Below are 18,775 nucleotides of genomic sequence, written 5' to 3' on the forward strand. Positions count from 1 at the left end.
CAACTCAAAGCCAACCGGGAAGGCCGCGGCTAAAACCCCCAAACCACCGGAATCACCGCCAAACTAATCCCCCCCACCACCAAACTCATCGGCAACCCGATCCGTACATAATCCCGGAAGGTATAGCCGCCGGGGCCCATGACCATCAGATTGGTCTGGTATCCCAGTGGGGTCATGAAGCTCGCGGAGGCGGCAAACATCACGGCGACGATAAACGGCATGGGGCTCACGCCCAGCTGTTCCGCCACACCGAGAGCAATGGGGAACACCAGCACCGCGGCGGCGTTGTTGGTGATCATCTCGGTGAAGGCCGCCGTCAGCAGGTACACGATGACCAGCGCCATGAACGGCGACACGCCATTGTCCGGAAAGGCTTCCTGCACAATCCAGGCAGCGGCACCACTGGCCTCCATGGCCTTGCCCAGCGCAAACGAGGCGCCAATCACCACCAGCACGGGCAGGTTCACACTCACGTTCATACGCGAACGGTTCACCGTCACACAGCGAAAGGCCAGCATCAGCCCGGCCGCCACCATAGCGGCTTCCAGCGTGGACGCAACCCCCGCCACATTGGCCAACACCATGGCCACCAGAATACCCACCGCAATGGGCGCCCGGCGGAAGTCTGGCGGGGTGGAATCCTTCAACGGGCTCACCAGCATGAAATCGCGACGGTAGCGATATTGCTCCACAAACTGTTCGCTGGTTTCCAGCAACAGGGTATCGCCCACCCGCAGCATCTGCTCCCCCACCTTGCCGGCCATGCGCTGACCATTGCGGCTGATACTGAGAATCGCCGCCTGGTAACGGGTGCGGAAGCCGGTTTCCTTGACGGTTTTGCCAATGCCCGGGAATTCCGGGCTCAGCACCACCTCCACCAGATGGCGTTGATGATTGTTCAGGCCCAGCTTGTGCACAGCCCCATGGGCCGACTGCAGCCCACTGATACGCTGCAACTCACGGGCGCACTCGGGCACCCCAACAAAGGCCAGCAGATCGCCCTCTTGCAGGGTCATCTCCGGCCCCACCGCGGTAAACAGCTTCTCGCCCCGCTGGATTTCGGTGAGGTAGCCGTAGGTGAGATTACGCAAGCCAGCATCCTGGATAGTCCGCCCCGCCAGATTACTGCCCTTGGCCACGATCATTTCCACATGGTATTCACGGGCATGCTCCCACTGGGCCACCATGCCCTCACGCTCCGGCAGCAGATAACGGCCCACCAACAGCATGAACAGCCCGCCACCCAACAGCACCGGAATGCCCACCCAGGCCACATCGAAAATGCCGAATGCCGGCAGGCCTTTCTCCTGCACCAACCCATCCACCACCAGGTTGGTACTGGTGCCAATCAGGGTACAGGTACCGCCCAGAATCGCCGCATAGCTCAACGGCAACAGCAACTTGGACGCCGACAGCTTCAATCGCTGGGCCCACTCCTGCACCGCCGGAATCATCATCGCTACTACGGTAGTGTTATTGAGGAAGGCACTGAGCAGAGAGGCAGGCGCAATCAGCCGCAGCTGGCTGGAAAACACGGATTTGGGCTGCCCGAGCAAACGATGAGCTACCCAGTAAATCGCCCCGGTATCCCGCAGCGCGGCGGCCACCACATACAGGGCGGCAATGGTCATCAAACCCGGGTTGGCAAAGCCGGACAGTGCCTCCCCAGGGGTAATGATCCCCGCCACCAGCACTGCCACCAGCGCGGCCATCATGGTGAGATCCGCCGGCACACGATTGGTCGCCAGCGCGCCCAACACAGAGGCCACAATCAGCAGGGTTATCAGAATATCCAGGCTCACTCAGCGAATCCTTCCGGCGAAGCACATAAAAGAATGATTGCCGCATTTTACAGCGAAAAAGAGATATAAGAAGGGGTTATTGATTCGATATTGATATAAGGAAAGAGCGCGACCATCCCATCCACCGGGCCATTGTGGGCGTGCTTGCACGCGAATAGCCCAAACTTTCGCCTGCAAGCAGACTCCCACAAAAGCCCTCCTCTGGACGGCAACGCCATCGCGGTGGAACCACCGCTCCTACAAAAGCACGCCAGCCCCTTGTCGGAACGTAGCGCAGCAGAGTAACGCACGAAGTGCGACCCCGAAGGGGTGAGCGGAGCGAATAGCGGTGGTTCCACCGCGAAAAAAGGGTTCAACGCGGATTAACGGGAAGTTACTGCTACCAAGACCTTCCCGTAGGAGCGTCGCTCGCGGCGCGATTCCAGAGCAGGATAAAAAAGATCTCATCACAGAGGTCTGAGAGGAAACCCATTGTTTTAACTCAGTGATCTCTGCGAGCTCCGTGGTAAAACTGGCTTTGCTGCTTGTGTGGGAAGTTCAGCTTGCTGAACGAATGCGGCTATCGACCAGGGCATGCTACCAGATTCTTCGTTCAGCAAGCTGAATCTCCCACCAGAGATCGATTTTACCGAAGGCGCAGTAAAGCGCTGGAATCGCGCCGCGAGCGACGCTCCTACGGGACAGGCTTTGTGTAAAGCATTCCCTCAATTCCGCGATGAACCGAAAAAAAGGCGCTTCACGCCTTTGCATTGACCTTCCTTGTAGCTTGTAACTGCTTTTCAATCCGGCAGTGACAGAGCACCCACCGCACGGCGCGGTAATTCACGGGTAGGCATGGTGGCGGTCTGTTCGCTACCCACAGACCCGGGGGCATAGCCAGCCACATAGCTACGCAGCAATGCCTTCATGGCATCATTGTCACCACGCTCAAGCGCCTTGCGGAACGCCTCAAGGGCAAAGTGGATTTCATCCCAGCTCAACGTCTCCTCGCTGGCCTGCATGATCATGTCATGCTCGGTGCGGACGCTGCATTCACCGATGATCAACTCTTCGTACAGCTTCTCGCCCGGTCGCAGACCGGTGAACTCCAGCGCGATATCCCCATGAGGGTTAGCCTCATCCTTCACAGACATTCCCATCAGATGGATCATGGTGCTTGCCAGGTCCACAATTCGCACCGGCTCGCCCATATCCAGCACGAACACTTCCCCGCCTTTTGCCATGGCCCCTGCCTGGATTACCAACTGGGACGCCTCCGGGATGGTCATGAAATACCGGATCACATCCGGATGGGTCACCGTTACCGGCCCACCACGGCGAATCTGATCGCGAAACAGTGGCACCACGGAGCCGGACGAGCCCAGCACATTGCCAAACCGCACCATGGAAAACACCGTGCCGGATTCGCGGGAGGCCATGGCCTGCAACACCAGCTCGGCAAAGCGCTTGGTGGCACCCATCACATTCGTCGGCCGCACCGCCTTATCCGTGGACACCAGAATAAAGTGCTTCACCCCTGCCGCCTCGGCACCTTGTGCCGACTCCAGGGTACCCAGAATATTGTTACGTACGCCGGAAGCCGGATTGGCCTCCACAATGGGGACATGTTTATAGGCTGCAGCGTGATATACCGTATCAATCCGGTGCATCCGGCAATGATGCTCCATGAGCCCCCGGTTCACCACCGAACCCAGGACCGGCACAACCTCAACCTTGAGCTTGCGCTCAGCCACTATCTGCCGCAGCTCTTTCTCGATCGCGTAGAGTGAAAACTCGCTCTGCTCGAACAGCACCAGGCGAGAGGGAGACAGCTTCAGGATCTGGCGACATAACTCGCTGCCAATGGATCCCCCTGCACCAGTGACCAAAACATGCTTGCCGCTGATGCAGCGGTGCAAGAGATCCTTGCGGGGAGGCACAGAGTCGCGGCCAAGCAAATCTTCAATGGCCACATCTCGCACCTCTTCAAGGCGCGCTTTGCCCATGGCGATATCCACCAGGGCCGGCACGGTCTGGACCCGCACATTCAGGGTTTCCAGCCAGCGAACAATCGCCATACGGCGAGAGCGGCTGATGGAGGGCAGCGCCATTAACACCGCAGACACTTTCTTTTGTTTCGCCGCCTGTTCCAGCGCGTCGCGAGACACAATCGGGACCCCGGCAAGCAAGGTACCGTGCTTGCTGGCATCATCATCTACCACCAGCGACGGGAAAAACTCCGTGCTGGACTGCAGGCCGGACACCAACTGGGCACCAGCGCCGCCAGCCCCGAACACCGCTACCGGCTGGCGATTCAGGCCACCGCCCAATACATTCACCAGAAAACGGCGCATCAGGAAACGGCTACCCCCCAGGTACAAAATGGCCAACATACCCCAGATCAGGAATACCGAGCGCGGCACCGACGCCTCCGGCACCATATAAGACAGGGCCGCCAAGGCACTAACGGAGACCAACACACCGACAAGCAGCGACCAGGCCACCTCGGCCCCCAAATAACGCACAATGGAGCGGTAGAAGCCCGCCAGGTAAAGCACCGGCACCGCCACCAGCGGAGTGGCCACAAACAACCAGATATCATCGAAGTGGGGGGTGAAGGTATTCAGACGCAGAGCATATGCCACCGCCACCAGCACCGGCAGCGCCACCAGGTCGGCGCCCAGCATGATGCAGCGCTTGAAAAAGCGCGATATAGATACCAGTCGGTATACAGAAGGGTAAAGCCACTTATTAGGCATTTGGGTCCATCCATGTGACCAGGAAACACAGTATTTCCAAAGTTGCACTGTGACTTAATTCACACTATCGAGTGTCAGGCATTATAGCCAAGCTGTCATATATTCCAACGAACAAGTGACACTTGAGTGTCATCGGAGGCACATTTTAACAGCCGTTTCTCCGCCTCACATACCCCATTTGGGGGTAAGGACACATTAAATGCCTAGCCGAAAGCATTGCTTTGCAATCCAATGTGCGCCGGAGTGCATAGCCAGAGCGCCGGTTTCGTAGTTGAACGCAATTCTGGCCAGTCTACCGCGTACAGACTCACACGGACGGTCATTTTTTCGACTTTATTACGATTGCACCAAGCCGCATTTCGCTTGGGGAAGAACGCCCTGTCCGTGGAAAGATCGCCTGCAGGCAGGCTCCTACGGGAAACCGCGGCCCTCATAAAGACGGAGGAACGCCAATCTTGCAGGCATCCACCCAGCAGGAGCAGCAGTTCCACCGCACCCACAAAACAAAGCCTCCCGGCCACGGGGTCATTGTGGGAGCCTGCTTGCACGCGAATAGCCAAAACCTTCGTCTGCAAGCAGACTCCCACAAAAGCTCCCCACCTGGACCACTGCTGCCCCACATTTTCAGGCCCCATCTTCTTTTGTGGGAGCTTGCTTGCAAGCGAAGCTTTTGTGTCGACCCCCGGTCCGGCTTTTGATTACCCTCACAGCTCGAAGCTCATATCTCAACGCTGCCTTTTTCTTTCCTTGTAGCTTATGGCTTGAAACTCCAATCGCGGTGGAACCACCGCTCCCCCCGACTGCGGTACACTGTGGGAGCGTGCTTGCACGCGAATAGCCCAAACCTTCGTCTGCAAGCAGACTCCCACAAAAAGCTCTCCCTTTGACGGCCCCTCCCGATTTGGCCTTTGATCTTCCTTGCGGCTTGAAGCTTGTAGCTTGAAGCTCTTTTACGCCTTCACCTCGAAGCTAGCCGCTAGAAGCTCGCCGCTGCCTTTCAAGGACACCACACCCTCACCTCCAGCCCCCAACGCCCATACCACGCCTCCAGCGCCGTCTTGAGCCCGGCCTTGGCATGATCATCGCCATGCACCACACGCACTTCAGTGGGAAATTCCTGCATCCCGCCCACAAAATCCAGCAGATCCTGCTGGTCGCCATGGGCGGAATAACCACTGATGGAGGTCACCGGCAAGGAAATCGGGTAACGCTCGCCATCCAGTTCCACCTCGCCCCCCTGCCCCTGCTGCTGGATAGTACGCCCAGGCGTCCCCCAGGCCTGATAGCCCACAAACAGCAAATTGTGCCGGGCATCGCCCAGCATGGCTTTCAGGTAATTCATGATACGCCCGCCGGCACACATGCCACTGGCGGCAATCACCACCGCCGGGCGGGCACTTTCCGCCAGGTGCCGCACCATGCGCACATGGGCCCCGTGGTCATCCACCGTCAGCAGCTGCTCAAACCCCAGCGGATTGCGCCCCTCGCCCAGCCGTTCCCGGGCCTCCACATCCCAGAAAGCATCCAGCTCCCGGTACACACGGGTAAAACGGCTGGCCAGCGGCGAGTCCAGAATGATGGGCAGTGCATCCCAGTCCAGATCCGGGTTGATGGCCTTGTCACGGTGCTTGTGGATCAACCCCTCAAGCTCGTAGAGCAACTCCTGGGTACGGCCAATGCTGAAGGCCGGAATCAGCAATGTGCCTCTGTCTTCCATGGCCCGCACCAGGGCCCGTTCCAGGCGAGCAGAACGGGCCGCACGGCCCTCATGCAGCCGATCCCCATAGGTGCTCTCAATCACCAGGCAATCTGCCCGGTAAGGCGATTGGGCAGAGCGCAGAATCGGCGCAAGCCGCGCCCCCAGATCACCGGAAAACACCGTCACATGCCCCTGCGAATCCCGGCATGACACCGACGCCGAGCCCAGAATATGGCCCGCTGGCAGCAACTGAATGAAGGCGGACTCCCCCGCCAGCGGCAACGGCTGCCACTTCTCATAGGGCACCGCCACTAGCCGCTGTTCCAGCAGGGTCAAAAAAGCCTCGACCCGGTCCGGCTGACGACTGATGCCCAGCTTGAACGCATCTTCCAGCACAATGGGCAGTAGCCGCGCAGAGGGCTCACTGCAGAACACAGGCCCGTCATAGCCCGCTGCAAACAGCCACGGCAGCCGCCCCACGTGATCAATGTGCACATGGGTCAGCACCACCGCCTGAATCCGGGAAATATCAAAATCAATAGACAGGTCCGACGCCGACGCGCCATCCGGACCCACATCACGGCCCTGAAACAACCCACAGTCAATCAGTACCGAGGCTGACTCACTCACCACCCACTCGTGGGCGGAGCCTGTCACCCCCTGAACCGCACCGTGGTGCACCACATAGGGAAACGCCCCCTCCAGGGCAGCATCACGACGATCCATGTCTTTAAACCCCGTTTCATTCAGCAACCACACACCTCACGCAAAACACGCGCAAACGTGACCGCTGCTATTCACATCCATGTTCATGCTGTATTTCGTAGGGCGGAAATGGGCGCAAGCCCATCTCCGCCGATCCCTGGTTTCAGTGGGAGCTTTCTTGCACGCAAATCGGCGCCATAAACAAGGGCTTCGCTTGCAAGCAAGCTCCCACCAGAACCCAAAACCACTACCAAAGTGAACAGCCTCACCCGAAGGAGCGGCGCTAACTATGCTCCCGCGCCCGGCGCCAATCCACGCATCTTTCCCAGCAGAGCCGGAACGATCGCTGCGACCGAGCGAGTAAGCCTTTCCTTTGTGGGAGCTTGCTGGCAAGCGAAGCTACCACCAACCAGGTTAGGGCACCTTCACCAGGCAAGCCCTATCCCACAGCGATTAAGGGGCGACAACATTGGTAAAATAGGAGGCATGAGGCTGGCGGCGCGACACAAATTCAATCATCGCCCCGCGGCATCACCACGCCAGCACTCACTCCCGGTGGGAGATTCAGCTTGCTGTACGAACAAACCCAGGCCTTGATGGTCTCTGTCTCAGCGCTCCCCCACTCACTTGCTACAGCTTATGTACTTCCCCCCGGAGCGCACATCCCCCAAAAGGTGAAGTCCGTTGAGGCTTAATACCTCCTCATTTCTAGTTCGTGGACTCTATGCCACACAAACACAGGCAGCGTCCCACAAAGACACCGACCATCCTGTCACTTGCAGACAACACAGAATCAATTAAAAGAGAGGCGTAAAATGAAATAACCTACCGGCCACCAAGGGCGACTTACCTGATCCGGCCGAAAACCGGTTGCATCAGCGGCTACACCCGGTAATTTCTGCTGTAAACCGACTACCGAATCCGGGGTTTGACACCCAGCCATGCCAATACATTAGGGCCGGGCAAGGTCCAGATACCCAATTTCATCCAGACCATAATCATGGCGACCAGATTCTGCGCCACCAATACAAAGGCAAGTGCCAAGGCAGCCCCCAAAGCACCCAACCATTGAGGCAACAAGATGAACCCCAGCAACCCCAGACTATTACAGAGCAATGCAATACTTCGCATTATGCGGTCGTACCCTGTCATGTTGAGCAGGAAGCCCACCGAACCGGTGGCGACATTTACCAGCTGAGCCAGCGCCAGAATCCGCAACAAGTTGGCAGCAGGGGCAAACCCATCGCCCAACAAGCCCAAAACCCACTCCGGGACCAGCAGACAAACCAACATGAAGGGAGACGACAGCACCAGACCAAGCAGGGCTGCCCTTCGTACAGTATGGCCTAGTGCCTCCATCTTGCCTTCATGAAACAGTGATGCAAAACGGGGAGGAAAAATGGCATTGATGACCATCAACACAAAAGCAACTGAGATCGCAATTTGTTGTGCTGACTTGAACAAGCCCAATTCCCCGGCGCTGAGCAACTTACCGGCAATAAGGATGCTGAGAACGGACTGTATGAAGACAGCAATCCCAATAATGAAAAAGGACCGGGACGCCGCCCGAAAATCATGTTGGGCTTCAGGCTCAATAACTTGCCAGTAGGCCGCACCAGACCGGGCGAGCCATAGCCAAATGACCACCTGCCCTTTGGCCGCAATCACAGCCGCAGCAATAAGGTATACCCAGCCAATATGTCCGATCTCTTGTTCCTCCGCCGGAAAATAGGCCCCGCTTAACAACAGTAACCCAGCAGCAACAAGAGAAATCGCACCATTTTCCTGCAAGCCAGCCGTGGCGGGTTTACGCACGCCTTTAAAAAAACCCGCCAGAATCAAGCTCCAGGTATAAAACGGGATCGCCAAACCGATACCCAAAAGCACATTGGCAAGCCCGGGCATAGCAAAGAAGGCTTCAATGTGCCCACGCATGAGACAGACCGCCACTCCCAGAGGAAGGCTGACGACCAGGCTGCGACGAGCGGCAAGATAGAGATAATCACGCACCTGAGGGGATTGATAGTCTCGTCCCACAAACCGAATAAGGGCGTTATCCATCCCCCTGCGCGCCAAGATACCAGCCCCTAACAACAAACCTTGGGCCAAGGCATAGACCCCAACACCACTGGGTCCATAGAGCTGCCCCATCACCACCACCAGGCCAAGCGAACCAAACGCCGAAACCCCCTTGGCAATAAAGGTACGGATCAGGGCCCCACCTGTTTCACCCTTTAATGCTTTCCAGAAGTTGGAGGCCGTCATATCAGGTGCCCATCTTGGCACCGGCAAGCAACATTGAGATCACCCGCTTGAGTACCTCACAGGTCTTGCCAACCTCATGGACAGTCAGCGTCGGGTGCACCAAAAACATCAGCGACGAATCCCCCAGCGCCCTGGCCACAGGCAACCGTTCCTTAGGCCCCAGCCCCAGATCGGTAAAGGCCTTTTCCCGGTACACCTCGGAACAAGACCCGGAAAAGCAAGGCACCCCTTCAGCCACCATGGCATTCATGATCTGATCCCGCACAGCCGCTACATCTTCCACGCCCTGCTCATCCACGAACACATAACACTTGTAACCCGCGTGGCCGATATCGTCCGGGACCGCCGGCACCCGCAAGCCAGGAAGCGATGCCGCCGTTTCCCAGATCGCCCGGCAATGGGCTTGCCTGGCGGCAGTCCAATCTGCCATGCGCTGTAACTGTATTCGCCCAATGGCCGACTGCATCTCCGTCAGCCGCCAATTAGTGCCCACGGATTCATGCAGCCAGCGAAACCCTGGCGGATGGTCACGCTCATAAACAGCGTCCCAGCTCTTGCCATGATCCTTGAAACTCCACATGCGAGACCACAGGGCGCGGTCATTCGTGGTCACCATGCCACCTTCACCGCCGGTAGACATAATCTTGTCCTGGCAGAACGACCAACACCCCACATGCCCCAACCCGCCGACTGGTTGGCCCTTATAAGTCGCCCCATGGGCCTGGGCACAGTCTTCAATCACAAACAGACCATGCTGATCGGCCAGGGCCATCATGCCGTCCATATCACAGGGCCAACCGGCCAAATGGACACAGATAACCGCCTTGGTCTTCGGGGTAATCACCGCAGCAACAGTTTCTGGGGAAATGTTCTGGGTATCCGGATCCACATCCGCAAACACCGGTGTGGCACCAGCGTTGATCACCGACGTTGCCGACGCCAGGAACGTGCGCGGCGTTACCACCACTTCATCACCAGCACCAATACCCAGCCCCTGCAAGGCCAGATCCAGCGCCAAGGTGCCGTTGGCAACAGCAATGGCATACTCGGTACCGGCAAAGGCCGCAAACTCGCGCTCGAATTCACGCCCCTCCTGGCCAGTCCAGTAATTCACCTTGTTGGAAAGCAACACACGTGAAACCGCATCGGCCTCTTCTTGGGTAAAAGCAGGCCAGGGAGAAAAAGGGCCGTTAAGCATAATTCAATTAAACTCAGGTAATGGTTTGAAAGCTTTTGCAGGAGAGCCAATATAAATGGTGTTCTTCTCAGTATTTTTTGTGAGAACCCCACCCATTCCCAGCATTGAGCCAGCGGCCATTTCAACGCCTTGCCGGATTGCAGCACCTGTCCCAACTTCCACGCCAGGGGATAACGTCACATTGCCGGAAAGCGCCACCATGGGGGCAACCGTCACAAAATCATGAATGATGCAATCATGCCCAACTGTAACATTAAGATTGAGAATGACATGTTCGCCGATATTGATATCGACCGTTGCTATAGTGCCGGCACAAATCAACGAGCCCTGGCCAACGTGTACGCTTTCGTCCATCCTCACGGAAGGATGGATCAATGTAGCGAATGCTGTCAGGCCTTCAGAAGCAAGTACATTGACAACTTTTTTCCTGACTCTCGGGCTACCAATCGCCACAACAAACTCTGCATCAGAAAATTTCGTCCAATCACAGGCTTTACCAAGCAGCCTATGTGCTCCATGCAATCCCGGCTCTACATTGTCATCCAAAAAACCGAGCACCGTTCTTCCACAGTCTTTGGCTAGCCACGCGATCTCGCGACCAAAACCTCCGAAACCGATAATCACAAGTTCCTTCATACTTTTACCTGCTTATTCGCCAGACGTACTCTGCACCTTTGATCCTGTAAATCTTGACATCGTCGCCTCACCATCCTGGCTGATGCCATCGCGCTTAACCACCTTCCACACAGTGAGAAACAGGATCTTGATATCCAGCCACAAGGTACGGTTTTCCACATACCACACATCCAGCTCGAATTTTTCTTCCCAGCTCAACGCATTACGGCCATTGATCTGTGCCCAGCCGGTCACACCCGGGCGCACTTCATGGCGACGCGCCTGGCGCTCTGAATACAGCGGCAGGTACTCCATCAACAAAGGGCGTGGCCCTACAAGGCTCATATCCCCCTTCAGCACGTTCCAAAGTTCAGGTAGCTCATCCAGGCTACTGGAACGAAGAAACTGACCAAAGCCTGTCAGTCGATCCGCATCCGGCAGCAGGTCACCGCTGGCATCACGAGCATCCGTCATGGTGCGGAATTTGGCCATTGCAAAGGCTCGACCATCCATTCCAGGGCGGACCTGCCGAAACAACACTGGGCTACCCAGTTTTATCCTGACCAGCACGGCCAATAGCAAAATCACCGGGCCAAGCACCAGCAGCCCACACAGGGCACCAGCGATATCCATCAACCGTTTCATCACAGCGCCATTTCCTTGAGCATTACCGCATTCACCTTATGTACATCGTACTTCTCTTCGGCAATCTGGCGTGATCGCGCGCCCATCGTGGCAACTCGATCCGGGCTCTCAATCAGCTTCGTCATGGCATTCGCCAACGATGCAACGTCCTGCACCGGCACAAGATAACCGTTATCGCCATCCAACACGGTTTCACGGCACCCTGGGGCATCGGTGGTAATAACTGCCCGCCCCATGGCCATGGCCTCCAGCACGGTGCGTGGCGTCCCTTCACGGTAAGAAGGCAACACATACACACTACAACTGGCAATAGCAGGGCGAACATCCGCAAGCTTGCCAAGAAACTCCACCGTACCCGATGCCACCCACTCATCCAGCTCCTGCTGGCGTATAGCGTCCGGATTATCATCAATCCAGCCCACTAGCCGGAACACCGATTCAGGATACTGCGCTTTTACCAAGGCAGCAGCTTGTGCGTACTCGCGAACCCCCTTGTCTCCAAGCAGTCGCGCAATAAGAAGGAATGCCGGTGCCTCTGGCAAAGGCGACACTGAATATTCCGCCACATCGACACCGGAGCCATTCACCACACGGGAAGGGATGGCGGGCTTCAACAGGTTCAACTGCCTGAACAACGACTCATCATCCGGGTTCTGGAAAAACACCAGACGATTTCGAGACAGGGAAAACCTATACAGCTTCTGAATCAACAGCCGCAGCACTTTACGCAAGCCTGTCGCCTCACCAGTAAAGGCATAGCCCAGGCCGGTAATCAGGGCAAAGCGGTGACGAACCCCACCCAACCATGCCGCCAAGGTACCGTAAATGACCGGCTTGATCGTATAGCCAAGCACGTAATCCGCCCGGATCTGCCCGACCAGCTTGCGCAATGCCAGCAACGCAGAAAGATCCTTCACGGGATTCAGCCCTGTACGTTCGAGAGGAATATCGTGAACCGTCACCTCCAAGCCCATAAGGCGCAAAGCAATATCAGATTCAGCCTCCAGCCCCGGCACCGCCACATGCACCGTGCAACCTGCCTGAATCAGTGCCTCGATCAACGGGCCACGAAACTTGATCAATGAATCCGGGAAACTGGCCACCAGCAAAAAGACCGGCTTTGTCATCGGTTGCTCCCTTCAATAGGCGGAGCGTCAGACTCGGCTGGGTACCGTGAACGGCCAATCACCGAAATCAGCAAAAAAATCAACATCGGAGTAAACATCCATTTCTGTCGCAGGGCGATACCCAGGTTCGCCGTCGTCATGGCAAGAATCAGCCAGGCACAGAACGAGTAGATCCAGAGGAACATGCGGTTGTGAGCCAGCAAATGAGGAGGCAGTGGCTTTTTAACAAGTGCCCAGCCACCCGCAACAAACAGAAACAGCAAGATAGTGTTATCCAGCGCCGCCGCCAGCGAAAACAGGTTGCGGGCCTCAATCAACGTGGGGCGGAACAGGTAAGTAAACATCTGCACAGGCGGACTCATACTGGAAATATCAACCGCCCCGCCGCCCTTAAGGTTATGTCCCTGGCGGCCTTCAATATATTCCATGACATCACTGGCATCAGCCTCACCACCAACGCCTGCGTAACTCAGGCCGATGGGAACAAGCGCAACAGCTGCAGCCAATGCACACGACCCGAAAACCACTCTCTGGGGCAAAGGTATTCCTTTCTGAAACACGAAAGAACCCGCAAGCCCAATACCAAGCAAGCCTGCCATATGCGGGCGCACTATTAACATCACAAGCATGGACACTGCCAGCAAAAACCAACGACTCTTCAAACTCAAGGCGGCCCATAGGGCCAACCCCATTGAGAAAAAGGATAATGCGTCCTTACCTAGCGCCGAGGACCAGAAACTAACAGAAGGCAAAAAAACAATCACCGTCGCCAAAAGACGTAAACTTCGCGTTTTATGCCACGTCACCTCTCGTAAAGCCGCATCAAAGGCAATCAATCCGATTGCGCCAAAAATCTGGAAAACCAGAAAGCATCCAAGAAATGAAAGATTCAAACCCTGAGTCAAAAAAGATGTGATAAACCGGATTCCACCCGTACCAAATGAGAACTGCAGATCAGTCGAGAAGCTATAGCGGAAATAAGCAATCGCATCGCCACCGAAATTAGTAATGTATAGATAGGTAACAATCGAGAACAAGGAGTGCCAACAATAGATAAGCAAGGCTCGGGAAGATGGGCAGCAAAAAACTCGCCTTAAAGCAAGACAAATAATGGCTCCCAAAATGAAGACAAAAAGAGAAGAGACAAGCTGGATAGCAGAAGAACCGAGATCACCCACAGAATAACCTCAAGATCGAACCAATTGGTCATAAAGGGCTAAATGCCTTTCAGCAGAATACTGGATACTGTATTTACTGGAATAGCGAGAAGCATTATCCCCATAAAAGCAACGAGAAGCATGAGATTCAATCAGGGAGCCCAAGGCGTGCGCATATTCAAGCGGGGTCGGATCATCGACAACCACGCCACTCTGGCAGGAGTGAATCACTTCCGAGCACCCACCTACATTGGTAACAATTGAAGGCAGTCCAGCCGCAGTCGCCTCCAGGAGTGAAATCGGCAATCCTTCCCACGAGGACGACATGGCAAAAATATCAGCCCCTGCCAACAGTTCCTTTACATTGGAGATATTACCCAGAAAGGTAACTTTACGAGAAAGCCCAAGATCGTCAGCCTTTTTCAACAGACGGGACTGATCCTCACCTTCGCCGGCAATGGAAACCGAAAAATCAAGATCAGCCAGCAACGAAACAGCCTCAAGAAAAAGGTCGTAATTCTTCTGTTCACATAACGTACCGACCATTGCGACATGTGGAACCGAGTCACGCCTGCCAACCACCGGCAATATACGGTCAAAATCGACGCCATTATCAATACGATGAACCGACTTTGCCGAAACTGAGCGCAACAGGTTAGCGCAAGCTTGAGAAATACCGATATAAGCCGCAACCCTGTAGTCGAAAATCCGATACAAAAATGAGGGCACCTTAAGAAGGATATTATGGTGCGTATAGACAACAGGAATTGAAGTAACAAAAAAAGCAAACAGCAACGAGTAATAAAGGTGACAATGAAGTAGATCCGGAGAATAGTCACTTACAATATTTCTGAGATGCCGCCCAGAATTAAAAGGTCGTCGCCTTGATCCCGGCGGCATAAACGAATAGGTAATTCCTGCAGAGTCAATTTCGCTAAGGTAACGCTCCTGATAATCAGGATCACGACCAATCTCCTCTGCGCGGCTAAGAAACACCAAGTGCACATCATGCCCCTGCCCAGCCATCGCCTTGCAAAGATCCTTGACGTACACCTCCGCACCACCGGCTGCAGGGGCAGCTATAAAATGCATCAACTTCATATTAACAACCTGCAGCCCTAAAACTCATATCCAAAAAGATCAATGTCATCCTTATAAACTGAACGCACTGTTTCTATCATTTCATTGTTGACATAAGCATCACGATAATTTTTATCCTGGGGAGCGGTTGAGTTTGCCATCTTCACATCAAGGGGACGTCCAAGACGCGCCTCAACAAAGCAGATAGTCTCTGCCAACCGCTCTACATAGCCCAAATGATCAACCATGACTTTCATGTTCTCATCACAAACAAAAGAATGTTGGGGCTGAAAAATAAAGTCACACTTTGAGAGATCTCTTGAGGGAAGCCAATCACAGACAAAACGTTCAAAACTGGAAAATTCAGGAATCTGATACTGTTCCGGCTTGCGAACACCCATTGATTCAGTTCGACCAATAAGAGCAAAACGATAGGCAGATAACGCCCTGTCCCAGGGGTTTCTCACCAAAGAAAACGTAAAACACTCCGAAAACAAGGAAGGAAAACGGGATTGTATTTGACTCGCCGAATAATGCCCTAAAGTTCTGCCGTATAAAGCAGTATTGATACTAGTTCCCGCTGCTTTAGGGACATGGATATAAATACAACCAGAGTTACTCCAAAAGCGGTAACGTCTGAAAATATTAATATGAAACTTTAATTCGTTTAACACGTAGAAAACACATCCAGGTAGTGCTGGGCAATCACACTTTCACGGAACTGATGAAGATGTTGATTCAGCTCACAACGATCAACGTCCTTAGGTTGGTTAATAGTGTGCAACACGGCATCAGCAAATAATTTCGAATTAGCAGGCTCGACAAGCGTGCCAAAACGCCCCCAACCAAGAACCTCTTCAGGACCAGATGGACAAGCTGTAGACACGACAGGCAGGCCGCAAGCCAATGCCTCTACAAGCACATTCCCAAACCCTTCCCAGTCAGAAGTTAAAATGAAACAGTCGTACTCAGGCAATACTTTATCTAAATCAGATGAAAAGCCACGGAAAGTTACAACATCTGTCAGTGCCTTTTGCTCAACACATCGCTTTAATTCACCCTCCAATTCACCCTCTCCATAGATATCAAGGGTGAATTCGTGCACCTGGTCACGACAAAGGGTCTCCATCACATCGATCATGAGCGGGTAGTTTTTCTGATCTACGAGCCTACCCACAGCAACCAACCTAATCTGTTTTTTTAGACTATTTTGTGAGACCGCAGGAAGAAGATTAAAATTGTCAGATATCACTGGATTATAGATACAAGAGACTTTCTTGACATCTATTTTGTAATAATCACAAAAACTAACCGCAGCAGACTTTGACACAACAACAACCCTGGAAGCAGACAGGCATGCCAAACGATGAAGATAATAAACAATCGATTTCTTTAATGATGCCTTGACCCTAGAATCTCTTAATTTCAGATCATTGTGGATTGTTGGGACCCTAACGCCAGAATAACCAGCTATTTTCGATGCAAACCAAGCGTCGACATTGGAGACATCTGTAAAACTTAAAATAAAATCTGGGCTTTTACTCCGTACAAGTGAGGCAAGTGAAATTATTCTCGACACCACCATTCTTTTAGATGGATGAATGATCCTCACCCTTGAATCAACCGGGTATTGTTTCTTACAAGGACGACAAAAAACCGTCACATCATGCCCTAAACCTGAGAAGGCGCTTGCAAGATTCGCAGCGACTTTTTCAGCGCCGCCACCTCCCAGGCTGGAACAAACAATCAATATCTTGATATTCATTTCTGAAAAGCCATTTTGCCGCGAAAAGCCCTTTTCAACCACAAAACAGATTGTGCAAAGCATCCAGCCAGTTTGGAGGGGAGTAAGGCCAATAGCAAAAATATAGAATATTCAAATGGAGATACAGAAAATCGAAAATATTTCAAATCAGATACTCTCAGCTGACCTAATTTGGCTTGGTAAGCCAATCCATACCTGATATGCCGATTGGAAAGCTTGTAAAGTGAACGTCGAACGCCCTGCTCACAACTCTGTGAAGTATAAATATCGGCGCATACGTTATATATCGCATTCCCAGAGATAGAAGGAGCAATTGATTTCGTTACTGTAGAATCCTCTCGGTGATAAATTGCAGTTTCTATTGTTGAACACATGACCGAACAAGAAGCATAAGCAAGCCTGATCCATGTAGCGACATCACCACCACGTGAATACTTGTTTTCGGGAAAACCACCTACTGTGTCAAATAACTCTTTTTTGACAGCAATCGTATTTGTATTAACAAGGCGTTCCTCGACAGAATAAGCTTCAAAAAAATCAGCACACGATAATAACCGCTCTGCCACAGGTCGGCCAACTGTGATTAAGCCCGTTTCATCATACTCCTGCCAACTAGTACAAACTATTTTTGCATTAGATTCCTGAATTAACCGATAATGCTCTGCGAGACTAGAATCAAGCCATTCATCATCTGCATCAAGAAATGTAATCCACTGGCCTTTCGCCATTTTTATGCCCAGATTTCTAGCAGCATAACCACCTGGCCCGGGGTTATCTCTTTCAAAAACGCGGATCCGAGGATCTGTTAGCGACCTCACAATCTCACTGCTTCTATCTGTGGACGGATCAAGAACAACTATAATTTCATAATCAGAATAAGACTGGCTTAGCGCAGACTCAATAGATCTCAAAACCACCTTTTCTTTATTGTAGACAGGAATAATTATAGAAAAAAATGGCAACTCACAGGAATTATTCATTTCTATGCAAACCCTAAGAGCGAACCAATGTAAGCTGACTTTTTAAATAATCAAAGTAAGCCTTGAAAACCAAGACAAAAACCTTGAAACCAAACACACTTAGAAACCCTCTTACCATTATACGGGTCGGCCTTACCCCCCCGAGGAACAGCTGACGCTTAAAACTCGTAACTACCAGACTCCTCATCCTATGTCGCCAGCACTTTCTAAAAAATAAAGAACCCACATTCTGTCTAGCTTTCAATGCAAGCATTGTTTCAATAGCTACACAAATCCCGAAAAGGTGACTTTGAGAGAAACCAGATGACATGATAGAGCCTTCTCTCACCCTCCGGAAAAAAAACACATCGGAAATGCAATAACAATCAACAACGCACATATAAAGAGGGAAAAGAATGTCTTCATCTTCATGAATGATGCTTTTGAATGAAAGGTTATTTTCCACCCAGAGCATCCTTCGGGACACATAAAGACAAGCGCTAGAATACAGGGATCTATTTTTATACAGCTCCCAATAAAGATCCAGGCCACTCTTGTATTTCCCTTCTACCTTCCTTTTATAATCTGGAGGAGAAAATAACTTTGCAGCATGATTTTCAAAAAATGTTTCACCAGAAAAAACAATGAGATCGGCATTAGGACTACAAGAAACATGACGCGCTATATTTTCAACGAAAAATGGTGACAAAATATCGTCTGAGTCAAAAAAATAAATGTAATCTGAACTTGCCAGATCAACACCTGAATTTCTAGCAGGCCCAAGCCCCTCATTATTTTTATCTAAAACTTGAACAATTGGATGGTTTTCATATCTAGAAATCACTTCTCGTGTTCTATCCGTACTGCCATCATTGACTATGATAAGTTCATCAGGAAGTATTGTTTGGGATAAAATCGATTCAATAGCCTCCGCAATGTAGCTCTCGACATTATACGCTGGCACAATTATCGATATACTAAAAGATGTTGTCATGGAGCACACTGATGCATGGTTATTAA

At 52.8% G+C, this 18,775-nt stretch carries 14 protein-coding genes; all 14 read right to left on the bottom strand.

The genetic code is table 11. From position 1 onward, the window contains the following. Positions 1–29 precede the first annotated feature (29 nt). Positions 30–1,802 carry an SLC13 family permease gene (locus tag HF945_RS09750; protein WP_290522422.1) on the bottom strand — a complete coding sequence of 591 codons (1,773 nt, stop codon included), beginning with the start codon at positions 1,800–1,802 and terminating at the stop codon, positions 30–32. Between the two features lie 779 nt (positions 1,803–2,581). After that, positions 2,582–4,540, bottom strand: a complete 1,959-nt coding sequence (locus HF945_RS09755) for a nucleoside-diphosphate sugar epimerase/dehydratase (RefSeq protein ID WP_290522423.1) — start codon at positions 4,538–4,540, stop codon at positions 2,582–2,584. A 997-nt stretch (positions 4,541–5,537) separates the two neighbouring features. Beyond that, positions 5,538–6,965: an MBL fold metallo-hydrolase gene (locus HF945_RS09760; RefSeq protein WP_290522424.1), complete on the bottom strand. Its 1,428-nt coding sequence runs from the start codon at positions 6,963–6,965 to the stop codon at positions 5,538–5,540. Between the two features lie 891 nt (positions 6,966–7,856). Further along, the gene (locus HF945_RS09765; RefSeq protein WP_290522425.1) at positions 7,857–9,209 is read right to left on the bottom strand and encodes an oligosaccharide flippase family protein; all 1,353 of its coding nucleotides are present in this window, start codon (positions 9,207–9,209) and stop codon (positions 7,857–7,859) included. 1 nt (position 9,210) lies between these two features. Beyond that, complete coding sequence (locus HF945_RS09770; protein WP_290522426.1) at positions 9,211–10,407, bottom strand: DegT/DnrJ/EryC1/StrS aminotransferase family protein; 1,197 nt, start codon at positions 10,405–10,407, stop codon at positions 9,211–9,213. A gap of 3 nt (positions 10,408–10,410) precedes the next feature. Beyond that, the gene (locus HF945_RS09775) at positions 10,411–11,043 is read right to left on the bottom strand and encodes an acetyltransferase (RefSeq protein WP_290522427.1); all 633 of its coding nucleotides are present in this window, start codon (positions 11,041–11,043) and stop codon (positions 10,411–10,413) included. Positions 11,044–11,055: 12 nt separating this feature from the next. Next, positions 11,056–11,667 carry a sugar transferase gene (locus HF945_RS09780; RefSeq protein WP_366491823.1) on the bottom strand — a complete coding sequence of 204 codons (612 nt, stop codon included), beginning with the start codon at positions 11,665–11,667 and terminating at the stop codon, positions 11,056–11,058. Then, positions 11,667–12,794, bottom strand: coding sequence for a glycosyltransferase family 4 protein (locus HF945_RS09785; protein WP_290522429.1), 1,128 nt, complete (start codon positions 12,792–12,794; stop codon positions 11,667–11,669). The genes HF945_RS09780 and HF945_RS09785 overlap by 1 nt, the downstream gene beginning before the upstream one ends. Beyond that, a complete protein-coding gene (locus tag HF945_RS09790) occupies positions 12,791–13,972 on the bottom strand; it encodes a hypothetical protein (protein ID WP_290522430.1) in 1,182 nt (393 codons plus the stop codon). Before HF945_RS09790 ends, HF945_RS09785 begins: the two co-directional genes overlap by 4 nt. A 9-nt stretch (positions 13,973–13,981) precedes the next feature. Then, a complete protein-coding gene (locus HF945_RS09795; protein WP_290522431.1) occupies positions 13,982–15,052 on the bottom strand; it encodes a glycosyltransferase family 4 protein in 1,071 nt (356 codons plus the stop codon). Positions 15,053–15,069: 17 nt separating this feature from the next. Beyond that, positions 15,070–15,705 carry a sulfotransferase family 2 domain-containing protein gene (locus HF945_RS09800; protein ID WP_290522432.1) on the bottom strand — a complete coding sequence of 212 codons (636 nt, stop codon included), beginning with the start codon at positions 15,703–15,705 and terminating at the stop codon, positions 15,070–15,072. Next, the gene (locus HF945_RS09805; RefSeq protein WP_290522433.1) at positions 15,699–16,796 is read right to left on the bottom strand and encodes a glycosyltransferase; all 1,098 of its coding nucleotides are present in this window, start codon (positions 16,794–16,796) and stop codon (positions 15,699–15,701) included. Before HF945_RS09805 ends, HF945_RS09800 begins: the two co-directional genes overlap by 7 nt. Then, positions 16,793–17,776 (bottom strand): glycosyltransferase, encoded by a 984-nt coding sequence (locus tag HF945_RS09810; RefSeq protein ID WP_290522434.1) that lies wholly within the window; start codon positions 17,774–17,776, stop codon positions 16,793–16,795. The genes HF945_RS09805 and HF945_RS09810 overlap by 4 nt, the downstream gene beginning before the upstream one ends. A gap of 13 nt (positions 17,777–17,789) precedes the next feature. Beyond that, entirely contained in the window at positions 17,790–18,749 is a 960-nt protein-coding gene (locus HF945_RS09815; protein ID WP_290522435.1) for a glycosyltransferase family 2 protein, read from the bottom strand. Positions 18,750–18,775 lie beyond the last annotated feature (26 nt).

This window comes from Alcanivorax sp., from assembly GCF_017794965.1.
Taxonomy (GTDB): Bacteria; Pseudomonadota; Gammaproteobacteria; order Pseudomonadales; family Alcanivoracaceae; genus Alcanivorax.